This window comes from Providencia sp. JGM181, from assembly GCF_018257375.1.
GTDB classification, from domain to species: domain Bacteria; phylum Pseudomonadota; class Gammaproteobacteria; order Enterobacterales; family Enterobacteriaceae; genus Providencia; species Providencia lanzhouensis.
This window is the reverse complement of record NZ_JAERJY010000193.1, coordinates 1-5,049: the sequence shown is the minus strand read 5'-3', so window position 1 is coordinate 5,049 and position 5,049 is coordinate 1. Positions and strand designations below refer to the sequence as shown.

Here is a 5,049-nt window from a genome sequence, read left to right as displayed (position 1 = left end):
GTTATAAAGAATTGATATGAAAGATAAATATAGGATTGATACCCTCAAATAAACTGAGGGTATCAGAATAAACAAACTGCTGATTATTCAAACAATACGGCAGTTGTTAAACGGGAGGTGCAACACAGTTGGTTTTTCTCGTTAAAAATTTCGATATTCCACACTTGCTGACGGCGCCCTAGATGAATCGGTTTGCATACACCTCTCACCACACCTTCTCGCGCTGCACGAATATGGTTTGCGTTAATTTCCACACCAACTACACGTTGATCACCTTCACTGCATAGGTAGCCTGCGATTGAACCTAAGGATTCAGCCAATACAACCGAAGCACCACCGTGTAGCAAACCAAAAGGCTGTTTGGTGCGATGGTCGACTGGCATGGTACCTTCAAGGTAGTCATCACCAAAGCCTGTAATTTCAATCCCTATATGGCCTAACATACAGCTTTCAGCCATCGCCGCCATTTGTTGCAAGTTAAATTGACGCTTCCAAATCATGAAACAATCTCCAGTAAGGCTTGAATTGGGTGTTTGATTGCCGTTTTTTCCATTCGTTTTACTTGGCTACGACAAGAATATCCCGAACTTAAGCAGCGTTCTAGGGGCAGTTTTTCTATCGCAGGTTTCCACGACAGATTGTAAATACCTTTTGAATTCTCAAGGTTAGCGACTTCATGACCATATGTTCCCGCCATTCCACAGCATCCAACACTCACGTTAGTCAGTTTGCGTCCGTAACGGGAAAACAGTGCCGCCCATTGGTTGGCGCTATTTGGTAATGCCGTTGATTCGGTACAGTGACCAAAGAGATACCAAGGTTGCTCATCTGTCCCATCATTCTTGGTTTGTTCCGGTAATGAGATTAACCATTCATGAGCCAGCATTACCGTAAATTGGCATTGCTGCTCACCTAAAATTTCATGGTATTCATCGCGATAACACAGTACCAATGCAGGATCGACACCCACCATCGGTAATTGCAGTTTAGCAACGCGATTTAAAAAATCCGATGTTTTACGTGCGGTTTTCGCAAAACGGCTTAAGAAACCTTTGATATGTTGTGCTTTGCCATTTGGTGAGAATGGGAGTAACACAGGTTTGTAGCCTAACTTTTCAATCAAACGAACAAAATCCGCGACCACTTTTGCATCGTAGTAGCTGGTGAATGGGTCTTGCACCACAAGCACATGTTTTTCGCGCTGGCTGGCAGACATTCCTTCAAGTTGTTCTAATGTCAGGGAGGTCGCTGCATGCCCTGATAACTCCTGTTTCAGCGTCGGTTGAGAAAATAACGGTAAATCCACCATACCAATAGTGTGTTCGCTCAGTTTCTGAACCACCGTTTGACGCAAGAAGAAGTTAAAAACGCCCGGTGCTTTTGACATTAACGGAGCACTGGCTTCCACATTCGCCACGATATGGTCACGAACCGGTCGCAAGTAACGGCTATGATATAGCGCAAGAAATTTTGCGCGAAAAGACGGTACATCAATTTTAATTGGACACTGAGTCGAACACGCTTTACAGGCTAAACACCCAGACATCGACTCTTTCACTTCATGGGAAAAATCATAATCCCCCTGCTTCGCCCGCCACGAGTTACGTGTTTTTTCAATCAATCCACGTAACGATGGAGACTCACTTTTCACGCCTTTTTCAATTTGCTCTGGCGTTACGCCCTGTTCCGCCAATAAACGTAGCCATTCACGAACTAACGTTGCACGACCTTTCGGTGAATGCACACGCTGGCGGCTAATTTTCATTGATGGACACATTTGACTTTTAACATCAAAGTTAAAACAGAGCCCGTTGCCGTTGCAATCCATCGCACCTTGGAACTCTTGGCGTATTTGAACAGGAATTTGCCGATCGTATGTACCGCGTTTAGCTGCATCTACCTGTTTCATTGGGGCATCGATACCCGCTGGTGGGCAAATTTTTCCAGGGTTCAAACGGTTATCAGGGTCAAATGCCGCCTTAATATTGCGCAGTTCACCGTAAAGCACTTCACCAAAGAATTCTGGGCTATATTGCGCTCTGAAGCCTTTACCGTGTTCCCCCCACAGTAAGCCACCATATTTTGCCGTCAAAGCAACAATCTCATCCGAAATTTGTTTCATTAACATTTCTTGCTGAGGGTCGCACATATCTAATGCTGGGCGAACGTGTAAAACGCCCGCATCCACGTGACCAAACATCCCGTAATTCAGTTTATGGCTATCCAGTAGCGCTCTGAATTCCTCGATATAATCCGCAAGATGCTCCGGTGGTACACAGGTATCCTCAACAAATGGGATGGGTTTCGCGGCACCTTTGCTGTTCCCCAATAATCCCACTGCTTTTTTACGCATATTATAGATACGGGTAATATCAGCAAGGTCATGGCAAACTTGGTAGCCAATCACGCCCGCTTGCTGGCTCGCCATCAATTCATCAAGGCGCTGGCATAAACTATCAGTCAAATGATTGATTTCGTCTTCATCATCGCCACTAAACTCAACAATGTTCAGCCCAAGCATCTCTTTATTCGGTACATCGGTGATCAGCGATTTGACGGAGTGCCAAACAATATCTTCTTTCGCAAGATTCAATACTTTCGAGTCGACGGTTTCTACCGAGAGCGCTTGCGCCTGCACCATAAACGGTGCGTTACGCAATGCGGATTCAAACGAATCATATTTGACGTTCACCAAACGGCGCACTTTCGGTAGCGGCGTGATATCCAACGTGGCTTCCGTAATAAACGCCAACGACCCTTCAGACCCCGTTAGAATTCGCGTTAAATCAAATTGAGTAAGGTCATCATTAAAAACATGGCGTAAGTCATAGCCCGTTAAAAATCGGTTTAGTTTTGGAAATTTTTCTTCAATTAACGGACGTTGCTCTAAGCAGCGTTCAAGTACAGTTTTATAGATACGCCCTTCGACTGAATCCTCTAACGCAATCGTTTGGGCGAGTTCGATAGGCATAGCGCGAGTATCAAGGCAAGCGCCACCCAAAACCATCGCTTTAACCCCTAAAACATGGTCTGACGTTTTGCCATACACTAATGATCCCTGTCCAGAAGCATCTGTGTTGATCATCCCGCCCAATGTCGCACGGTTACTTGTGGATAGCTCCGGAGAGAAAAAGTAGCCATACGGTTTTAGAAATTGGTTGAGTTGGTCTTTAATCACGCCAGCTTCAACTTTTACCCATCCCTGTTCTGGGTTGATTTCTAAAATTCGATTCATATAGCGGGACATGTCCACTACAATCCCTTCGGTGAGTGATTGCCCATTAGTGCCCGTTCCCCCGCCGCGTGGCGTGAAACTTAATTCACGGTATTTGTCTTGCCCTGCGACGCGCGTAATGATTTGTACGTCAGCGCTGGAACGCGGGAAGATGACAGCTTGTGGTAATAGTTGGTAAATGCTGTTGTCAGTCGCCATGGATAAACGCTCAGCGTAGCTGGTGCCAGTATCACCAGTAAAACCTTGCTGTTGTAGCTCGTGCAGAAATTGGATAGCTAACTGACTAAGATGTGGTGCTTCAGATATACGCGGGATCATTATTAATCATGACTCTTGTTGTTGAGTAATCGCATTTGTCGTTATGTACTATCTTTAGTTTAAGTAGCACAATAGGCACAAGGTTTATTGGAGTGCTCCCTCGCAGCCTGTAAAGATAGCGCATCTGCCGGTGACATTGTCAGTAAAACCATATCACAATATCGTTTCTTTTAAGCATGAAAAATAATTACGTTATTTTCACCTGTAAAAGCCCTAACCCCACAGAATTTTCATTTGTTAAGGATTGATCATTAATGGAAAAATCGCAAAAACGTTTGGATTTACCCAAACTCGTCCTTGGACTGCTCTCTATTATCTTTATGATAGCGACCTGTTTTTGGGTCTTAAGCCCATTTATTTTAGGATTCGTATGGGCGGGGATGATGGTGATTGCTACTTGGCCAATTCTCTTACGACTACAAGCACGTCTTTGGAATAAGCGCTGGCTTGCTTCGCTGACCATGGTTCTACTGATATTCCTTCTTTTCGTTATTCCAACCAGTATTCTGATTGGCAGCATTATTCAAAACAGTGCGCCACTTATCGAATTGGCAAAATCACCGGCCAGCATCACCTTGCCGGATTTAGAGTGGCTGAATCAAGTGCCTATGGTCGGAGAGAAACTGTATTACGCTTGGCACAGTTTAGTGGCAAGTGGTGGTAACGCGTTATTGGCTAAAGTTCAACCTTATTTCGGTCAAGCCGCGGGATGGTTTGCAACGCAGGCCGTGAGTGCCAGCCGCTTCTTATTTCACCTCGTATTAATGCTGCTGTTTAGTGGGCTGCTCTATTATAAAGGCGAGCTGGTGACAATCGGTGTTCGTCATTTTGCTGTACGTCTTGCGGGCATCCGCGGCGATGCCGCCGTGGTACTTGCAGCACAATCTATTCGTGCAGTCGCACTTGGCGTGGTGGTTACTGCGTTAATTCAAGCCATTGTAGGTGGAGTCGGTCTTGCCCTATCTGGTATTAGCTATGCTGCCATTTTAACGGTCTTGATTTTTATCTGCTGTGTTGCACAACTTGGTCCACTATTAGTGATGGTTCCTTCCGTTCTTTGGCTATTTTGGACGGGAGATACTACCTGGGCAATTATTCTCGGGGTCTGGGCGGCGGTGGTTGCCACTATGGATGGCGTGTTACGACCTTGGCTAATTAAAATGGGTGCAGATCTTCCTATGGTGCTTATTTTAGTGGGTGTTATCGGCGGTATCTTATCATTCGGTATGATTGGCTTATTCATTGGTCCTGTGGTGCTGGCTGTCTCGTATAGCCTGCTCAAAGCGTGGATGAATGAAGTGGCACCACCAAGTGAAAATTTAGAAGCCACCGAAAAATTCCTTGAAGAAGAATTCTTAATGAAGAAATAAATTTCATTTAATTCGAGAAAACATGTTTCATTTTGGACATGTTTTCTCGACTATCTATTCTCATTAATATTTAGAAACAATATTTAACACACTACTGTTAGTTTTTATCTTTAATTATGTTAATAT

3 protein-coding genes are annotated in these 5,049 nt (G+C 44.6%); 1 reads left to right on the top strand and 2 read right to left on the bottom strand.

Going from position 1 to position 5,049, the window contains the following annotated elements; genetic code table 11:
• Nucleotides 1–83: 83 nt before the first annotated feature.
• Entirely contained in the window at nt 84–500 is a 417-nt protein-coding gene (locus JK188_RS16320) for a hotdog fold thioesterase (protein ID WP_036950426.1), read from the bottom strand.
• A complete protein-coding gene (ydiJ, locus tag JK188_RS16315; protein ID WP_211885344.1) occupies nt 497–3,553 on the bottom strand; it encodes a D-2-hydroxyglutarate dehydrogenase YdiJ in 3,057 nt (1,018 codons plus the stop codon). Before ydiJ ends, JK188_RS16320 begins: the two co-directional genes overlap by 4 nt.
• Before the next feature lie 254 nt (nt 3,554–3,807).
• Here ydiJ and ydiK point away from each other — a divergent pair, with 254 nt between their 5' ends.
• The gene (gene ydiK, locus JK188_RS16310; protein WP_036950431.1) at nt 3,808–4,923 is read left to right on the top strand and encodes an AI-2E family transporter YdiK; all 1,116 of its coding nucleotides are present in this window, start codon (nt 3,808–3,810) and stop codon (nt 4,921–4,923) included.
• Nucleotides 4,924–5,049: the final 126 nt, after the last annotated feature.